Annotated in this window: 5 protein-coding genes; 2 read left to right on the forward strand and 3 right to left on the reverse strand. The window is 66.2% G+C overall.

From position 1 onward, the window contains the following. Window positions 1-107 precede the first annotated feature (107 nt). Window positions 108-1592, forward strand: a complete 1485-nt coding sequence (locus tag P3H15_RS52300) for an APC family permease (protein ID WP_276144543.1) — start codon at window positions 108-110, stop codon at window positions 1590-1592. Further along, on the forward strand, window positions 1589-3682 hold the full coding sequence (locus P3H15_RS55670; protein ID WP_346348888.1) for an SRPBCC family protein: 2094 nt from the start codon (window positions 1589-1591) through the stop codon (window positions 3680-3682). Before P3H15_RS52300 ends, P3H15_RS55670 begins: the two co-directional genes overlap by 4 nt. Before the next feature lie 301 nt (window positions 3683-3983). Here P3H15_RS55670 and P3H15_RS52315 read toward each other — a convergent pair whose 3' ends face one another. The 3 genes from P3H15_RS52315 to P3H15_RS52325 all read right to left on the reverse strand — a co-directional run bounded on the left by P3H15_RS52315 (window position 3984) and on the right by P3H15_RS52325 (window position 7721). Then, window positions 3984-5357: an MFS transporter gene (locus tag P3H15_RS52315; RefSeq protein WP_346348889.1), complete on the reverse strand. Its 1374-nt coding sequence runs from the start codon at window positions 5355-5357 to the stop codon at window positions 3984-3986. A gap of 212 nt (window positions 5358-5569) precedes the next feature. Next, a complete protein-coding gene (locus P3H15_RS52320; RefSeq protein WP_276144544.1) occupies window positions 5570-6331 on the reverse strand; it encodes an SDR family NAD(P)-dependent oxidoreductase in 762 nt (253 codons plus the stop codon). Then, complete coding sequence (locus tag P3H15_RS52325) at window positions 6324-7721, reverse strand: NAD(P)/FAD-dependent oxidoreductase (RefSeq protein WP_276144545.1); 1398 nt, start codon at window positions 7719-7721, stop codon at window positions 6324-6326. The genes P3H15_RS52320 and P3H15_RS52325 overlap by 8 nt, the downstream gene beginning before the upstream one ends. Window positions 7722-7869: the final 148 nt, after the last annotated feature.

Below are 7869 nucleotides of genomic sequence, written 5' to 3' on the forward strand. Positions count from 1 at the left end.
CGACAACGTCGAGATCGAGGCCACCGAGATGCCCACCGGCGCCGTCAGCCCGATCCGACCCCCGTCAGCCCCCTCCCCCATCCACCTCCCCGTTTCGAGGTAAACCCATGTCCGACAACACCATATCTCCGGCAAACTCCACCGACTCCCATCCCCCCAAGACCCTGCGCTGGTACGACGGGTTCATGCTCGCCCTGCCGATCGCCAACGGCCTGTTCGTCTCCGTCGGGTACGTCATCGGCGCCATCGGCGCCGTCCCCGCGATGGTGATCTGCGTGCTGCTGTCGGTGGTGGCCCTCTGCCAGAACAAGCTGTTCGCCGAAATGGCCGCCATGTTCGCCGACAAGGCCGGCGGTGTGGCGATGTTCGCAGCCGAAGGCTGGAAGCGATATTTCACCCCGATCGCCCCGATCGCCGCCTTCGGCTACTGGTGCGGCTGGGCGCTGGTGCTCTCGCTCGTCGGCCTGACCATCGGTCAACTCGTGGCAGCCCAATGGTTTCCCGACAACAGCTGGACGCTGTTCACTCTCGGCAACGTCGCCTTCGGCCTACCCCATGCGATCTCGGCGTGCACCGTCGTCGCGTGCACGGCGCTGAACGTGCTCGGCATCCGCGTCGCGCTGCGCTTCAACCAGGTCATCGGCGTCGCCTTCGTCCTCGTGCTCCTCGCGCTGGCGATCGGGCCGTTCGCCTCCGGGCAGTGGTCGACCGCCAATCTGACCTCCCACCTGGACGGGAACTGGACGGCCTTCATCGTGTGGCTCTACGTGTCCGCGTGGGCGATCTACGGGTCCGAACTGTGCGCGGTCTTCGCCCCGGAATACCGCGACACCACCCGGGACACCTCCCGCGCCCTGACGTCGATCGCCCTGTTCATGGTCGGCGCCTACACCATCGTCCCGATCGCCACCGCCGGGCAGCTGACCGGGGACGAATTCCTCGCCAACCCGATCACCTACGGCATCGTCAGCATCGGGCACATCTCCGGCGGACTGTCCGGGCTGATCACCGTCATCCTCTGCGGGGCACTGTTTCTGAGCATGGTCTCCTCCTCCGCCGACGCCGGCCGCGCCCTCTACGGACTCTCGGCGGACAAGATGTCGATCACCCAACTCGACCAACTCAACTCCCGCGGCGTGCCCAGCCGCGCGCTGTGGGCGACGATGGTCGTCAACCTCGGCATCCTGGTCTTCGTCGGCAACCCGGTCGCCATCCTCATCGCCAGCAACCTCGGTTACATCCTGGCCATCACCCTCGCGGTGATCGCGTTTCTGCTGCTGCGCAAGGACCGCCCCGACTGGCCCCGCCCGATCCGGCTGCCGAGTATCTGGATCCCGATCGCCGTCGTCGTGGCCTCGTTCAACCTGATCATCCTCGTCGTCGGCGCCCTCAACCCCGGGCTGAGCTATGTCGGCAGCGTCAAAGAGGTGTTCCTCGGCCTGGCCCTGCTGCTGATCGGAGTCGTTCTGTTCGTCTACCGCAAACTCGTCCAGGATCGGGTACCGCTGACCCTGCGCGAACCCGCCGAGAGTCGGCCGATACCCGGACGAACACAGACATCGGACCCCACCCCGGCTGAAGGAATGCGATGACCGACCTGACCCCACCCAGACAGGCCCGCGACAGCGTCACCGCATCGTTGGCCGCCGGCTGGCAACTGCCGGCCGCCATGTACTCCGACCCCGATACGTTCGAAGCCGAGAAGGAACTGATCTTCTCGAAGGCCTGGCAGTACGTCGGACCCGAAAGGGACCTGTCCGAGCCCGGCGCGTATCTCACCGCGCAACTCGGCGATCTTCCCGTCGTCGTCGTCCGCGATCGCGACGGCGCCCTGCACGGGCACGTCAATGTCTGCCGCCACCGCCTGCACCCCGTCGCCGAAGGGAGCGGCTGCCGGCAGCTGTTCCAATGCCGCTACCACGGATGGACCTACACCCACGACGGGTCACTGCGCTCGGCGCCGGGCCTGCAGAACGAGGATGCCTTCGACCGGCAGACCCTGGGACTGCGACCGGTGCAAGTCGACACCTTTCACGGGTTCGTTTTCGCCAACCCCGACATCGAAGCTGCACCGCTGCACGAGTTCCTGGCCGGCGCCCACGAGGTCATCGACGAGCTGAACTTCGACTTCGCGGACTGGGAGTTCAGCGGCACCTACACATACGACATCCCGGCGAACTGGAAGCTGTTCACCGAGAACGCGCTCGAGTGCTACCACTGCCCACTGGTACACCAGGACACCTACGCCACCGTGTTCGACACCACCACCAAGAACTATCTCTGCACAGAGTTCGAGAACGTCGCGGTCCAGGTCGCGGCGCCCACTGCGGTGACCGAACGGCTCGCCGAGCGTGCCGAACTGGACGGCTTCCGGCTGCTGTACCTGTGGCCGGTGACGTTCCTGTCCGTCGACGATTTCATCGGGATCATCGCCCGCACGATACCGACGGGCTCACACGGCAGCCGGTTCGTCGTCGACACGTTCGTCAAACCCGGCACCGACCCGAAGGTGCTGGGGCAATGGCTCGACGTCTACGACCGCACCTTCGACGAAGACAAGACAGTCGTCGCCGCCCAGCAGGGCGGATACGACTCCGGCGCAGTCCCGCAGGGCCGGTTGATGACCAATTGCGAGTCGACCATCGCCATGTTCCAACGCAGAACCTGGCAGGCCATGGCCACCACCCACACCACCGTCCGCCAGCGCCCGGACGCACCGGCAAGTCCGCCTGTCCCCCGACGCTCCCTGTGGGAGGCCGACCTGGTGGTCGAGGCCGTGGAAACCGAAGCCGACGGCGTCGTCTCGCTCACCCTCACCCCACCCGCCGGGGTTACGCTCCCCGCCTGGGAGCCGGGCGCTCATATCGACCTGTGCCTGACCGACAGCCTGACCCGTCAATACTCCCTGTGCGGCGACCCCCACGACCACGACAGGTGGCGCGTCGCCGTCCTGCGCGAACCCCGCTCCCGCGGAGGATCGGCGCACGTGCACGACTACATCGCAGCCGGTGCGTCGATCCGGGTCCGTGGCCCTCGCAACCACTTCCGCCTGCCCGACGCCGAGTCGTACGTCTTCGTCGCCGGTGGCATCGGCATCACCCCGATCCTGCCGATGATCGAGGACGCCGAGCGACGCGCAAAACCGTGGAAGCTGCTCTACGGCGGACGAACCCGATCGTCGATGGCCTTCTTGTCTCACCTCGAACACCACGGAGACAAGGTCCTCGTCAGCCCGCAGGACACCCACGGGCTTCTCGACCTCGAAGCGTTCCTCGGTTCCACTGATCCGGGCACGCAAGTCCTGGCCTGTGGGCCCGCGCCGCTCCTCGACGCACTCGCCGCCGCGTGCAGCGCCGTAGACCTCACTCTTCAGACCGAACGTTTCAGCGCCCCAACCCAGCACGACGAGATCGATACCGCGTTCGATGTCGTACTCGCCCGCACCGGCGACATCCTGCACGTCCCCGAAAACCGCGCCATCCTCGACGTGGTCCGCGCGCACGGGGTCCCGGTGCTCTCGTCGTGCCGGGAAGGGCTGTGCGGCACTTGCGAAACGCCGGTCCTCGAAGGCCGGCCCGTGCACCGCGACACCGTCCTGACCGACGAGGAGCGCGAGCGCGGCGACACCATGATGATCTGCGTGTCGCGGTGCGCGTCCGACCGACTGGTCCTCGATCTATGATCGAAATGCCTCCACGGTGGATCACATTCTGTGAGAACACCGCACCCGTCGATCGGCGAGGGCCGCTCATCCTTCTTCCGTTCGGTGGGTGAGAGGCCGCCGACGGTGAGGAGGGTGCCGGGTGTGGGGTTGCGCTGCATCGACGTGGCCGCACGGCGGGTGGTCAAGAACAGTGCGCCATGTGGTGGAGGTGAAGCGTCCGCAGTCGGGGGCGTCGGGTGTTCCGCGTTGTCATCTCACACTCTCGAAAATTGGAATCCCCGGTGCGCGGTTCACCCGCGCACCGGGGTGGCTGGTGGGATCAGTACGCGTTGGTGTCGACCGCGCGCGGCTCGAGGTGGCCCAGGCCTGCCGCCTCCTGGAGGGAGCGGCCTTTCGTCTCGGGCGCCCACGCGATGCTGACGAGGAGGCCGAGCACGGTGATTCCGGCGCCGAGGAGCATCGTCGTCTCGAGACCGAGGTGATCGAGACTGATCGGCAGCAGATACGTTCCCACTGCGGCACCGATGCGGCTGGCCGAGGTGGCGATTCCCACTGCAGTGCCGCGGATCTCGGTCGGGAACAGTTCCGTCGGGTACGCCCACTCCAGGATGCTGGGACCACCGGAGAACAGTGCGTACAGGCAGAAGCAGGTGACCACGATCGGTATCGACGCATTGGGGACGAGGCCCAGCACGACCAGTGGGACGATCATCAGCGCGAACGACCAGATGATCAGCGGACGGCGTCCGACCCTGTCGATCAGCTTGATCGCCGGCACCAACCCGACAAGGAAGACCAGGCTGATCAGCAGTGAGCCGAGCAGCGAGTCCTCGGACATGTTGAATGCCTCGAGAATCGTCGGACCGAACGTGTAGAGGGCGAACAGCGGGATGATCTGGAACGTCCAGAACAGGGTCACGAAGAGGGTCCGCTTGCCGTACGGCTTCTTGAACGAGCTCCAGAAGTTCATGCCGGTGGGGGTTTCCTGCTCGGCGAGCAGATCGAGTTCGACCTCGCTGGGCTCACGGCCGAGGGCGTCGGTGATGTTCAGGCGAGCCTGTTCCCGGTGCCCGTTGCTGATCAGCCAGCGCGGAGACTCGGGGGTGTCGTGGCGGGCGACCATGATCAGCAGCGCGGGAACCGCGGCGCTGGCGAGCACCCACCGCCATGCATCGTCACCGAGAACCTGCACAAATAGGTAGCCCACGACGTACGCGGCCGACGCACCGATGAACCACCAGGCCATCAGCAGACCCATGCACCGGCCGCGTTCCCTGCGCGGCAACCATTCCGAGAGCATCGCTGTCGCGATGGGATAGTCGGCTCCGATCGCGATGCCGAGAATCAATCTCAGCGCGATCAGCTGCCACCCCTCCTGCACGAACAAGCACAGGACCGAACCCAGCAGCAGGGCGGCCAGATCGAGGGTGTACATTAGTTTCCGCCCGATTACGTCGGTGAGCCTGCCGAACCCGAGGCCGCCGATGAACAGTCCGATGAGGGCGGCCGCACCGACGAGCCCGAGTTCGGTTGACGTCAGGTGCAGCTGGTTCTGGATGCCGACGATGACGACGCCGATGTTGCCGAGGATGTAGCCGTCGAGGAAGGGTCCACCGGAGGACAGCAGTACGAGTTTGCGGTGAAACTTCCCGTAAGGGGCTTCGTCGATCACGGAATAGGTCATGGTGCTCATCTCCCGATGTGGGTGAGTCGAGGGGTTGGGTGGCCGCCGCCGGCAGGATTGCCGAGTCAGCCATTCAGTCGCATCCACGATGTGGCGGGACATGTGTGTCATACGGTGCGGAGCACCCGATCTCGCAGCACTGGGAGCTTCGCGCGCTCCGCACTGTGTTGTTCCGGTCAGAGGTGGTCAGGAGGCGCTCTGTGACCGGACATCTGTGTCGATCACTCCGTGGTGGTCCACGGATTGCGGGTTCCGACGGTCCAGCCACCGTCGACGAGGATCTCGGCGCCGGTGCAGTACGAGGCGTCATCGGAGGCCAGGAATGCTGCGACCGTGGCAATTTCGCGGGGTTGACCGATGCGACCGAGCGGCGCTTTGGAGTATTCGGGGGGCACGGCGCCCTGCGGTGCGCCCATCTCGGTGGCGACTCCACCGGGGTGGATCATGTTGACGCGGATCCCCTGAGGTCCGAGTTCCCCGACCGCGGCCTTCGACATCGCGAGCAGCGCCGACTTCGTCGAGGCGTACGCGGAGGTGTAGTCCAGGGGCGCGAACGAGGAGACCGAGACGATGTTGATGATCGAACCGCGCCCGATCGTCGCCATGTGCGTTGCGAGAGTTTGCATCCCGAGAAACACACCGATCTGGTTGACCTCGATGATACGACGGTACTTCTCGACCGGGGTCTCGGCAATAGGGTTCTGGTAGTAGATTCCGGCGTTGTTGATCAGGACGTCGATGTGCCCGAAGGCCTCGATCCCGGCGGCCAGCGCATCGGCCCACTGCTGGGGGTCGCTGACGTCGAGGTGCACCGCGATCGCACGGTCTGCGCCGATGTCGGCCGCCAGGTTGGCGGCGTCGTCGCCGAGGATGTCGGCGATGACGACCTTCGCGCCGCGTTCGGCGAACAGCCGGGCCTCGGCCTCCCCCTGTCCGCGGCAGCCGCCACTGATGAGGGCTACTTTGCCGGTGAGGTCAGCCATGGCGTTCTCCGATCAGGGTGGTGGATGCGTCGAGCGGGCGCACAGTGCTCGGTGTGGCCAGTGCGCTGAGGATGTCCTGGGCGGCAGCGAATCCGGATTGGACGGCGGTCTCGGTGTACCAGGTGCCGAGGAAGTCGCCGGCGAGCATGATGCGGCTGCCGCGCCGGGTGAGGGTGGGCTGCAACTTGCCGCGTCCGGGGAAGCAGTACGCCAGGCCGTGCGGCCACCGCTGGACGATGGCCTCGTCGACCAGACCGGGGAAGCCGGGGAAGATGTCTTCGAGGTCCTGGTAGTAGGCGTCGAGGATCTCCTCGTCGCTGCGGTCGATCAGCGGGCGAGCGAAGCGTGCCGGCGAGAAGGCCATGATGCTGCTGCCCTTGCCGCGGACCGGTTCTGCGGCACGAGTGGTGTTCGACATGTTGAAGAAGACGTTGAACGCGCGCTTCGGCGTGGCGATCGCGTAGGACGAGTCCCACCGCTGCGGCGTGGTCTCGTTGGTGGAGAACGCGGCGCTGACGTACGGGCCGTAGACGATCTTGCCCAGCGCGTCACTGACATCGGCCTCGAGATCCGGGGCGATCTTGGATGTGACCGGAGCCGTAGTGGCCAGAACGGCGTAGCGGGCCCTGGCCTCGTAATCCTCGCCGTCGTGCCGGTAGCGGACGATGACGTGATTCTTGGCGTGCACGACCTCGGTGACCTCGGCGCCGATCTTCGCCGATTCTCCCAGTCCGGCACCGATGGTCTCGGTCAGCGTCGAGGGCCCGCCGACGATGTTGCGGCACAGGCCGCCGCTGCGGTCCCAGACCAGGTGGAAGTAGCCGACACCGGCGCCGGCAGAAACCTGTTCGGGGTCACCCGCCGAGCGGCTGACCGTGGGCCGGAACAGCGCGTCCGCGTCGTTGGGGAGATCGCCGACGAAGTCGGTGAACGTCTGGTCGCCGAGAAAGTCGTAGATCCGCTGCTGACGGACCCGGTAGTCCTCGCCGTCCCGCGGGGCGGCGACCTTGGCGTACTTCCGCACCGCGAGACGGACCTTCACGCCGGCGCGCATCAGCGCGGCACGGTCGGACCAGGACATCGGTACCCGGAACGGGTAGGTCTCGACCCGACCGGAGGTGAGCAGCTTTCCGTTCATCGCCAGACCGGCCAGGCTGCCGGGCACCGGGGTGGAGTCTATGCCGACCGAGCTCATCAAGTCGCCGGTGGCGGTGCCGGGGCCGTTGTAGACGTGGGCACCCCAGTTCAGCCAGTTCTCTCCGCGGCGCTCGGAACGGATGCGGCCGCCGAAGCGGGGTTCCTTCTCGAGCAGCAGGACGTTGCGGTGCCGAAGCCGGTGGGCGGCAGAGAGGCCGGCGAGTCCACCGCCGACGATGATTGCGTCGTACATGATGTCTTCCTTCACTGTGGTGCTCAGATCGCCATACAGAGGCGGTTGGAGTCGAGGATGGCGGCGTGGATGTTGCGGCTGGTGACCGCATCACCGACGCGGAAGAGCTGAAAGGTGCTGTCCGCGTTGGCCACGAGGGTCTGCGGTT

Source organism: Rhodococcus sp. T2V (assembly GCF_029269925.1).
GTDB classification, from domain to species: Bacteria; Actinomycetota; Actinomycetes; order Mycobacteriales; family Mycobacteriaceae; genus Rhodococcus_F; species Rhodococcus_F koreensis.